General features: G+C 38.5%; 1 protein-coding gene. It reads right to left on the reverse strand.

Features of this window, described 5'->3' with window-relative positions:
* On the reverse strand, positions 1-244 hold a 244-nt coding region (locus ACX9YW_RS23465), incomplete at both ends, for a DNA/RNA non-specific endonuclease (protein ID WP_460351199.1).

Genomic DNA, 244 nt, shown 5'->3' on the forward strand with positions numbered 1-244 from the left:
TCCAAACTGCCATCACTTGATACAGCCTGTAAATTAATACCACGGGCCATCAGTTCATTTCCACGAAAAATCGGAGTCGCCTGATAAATGATCTTTTCATTATCCCGCAGTGCATCCCTAACCTGGCTTTCAAAAATTGTTTGTATTTTTTGGTTAGAGAAAGCGGATTGGGTAAATAAATTCTTAGGATTATTTTGGTCACCAGATAAATTATTCGGCTCATAATCCCCATCTTGATCAATCC

The sequence above is a fragment of the Pseudoneobacillus rhizolycopersici genome (assembly GCF_054786815.1).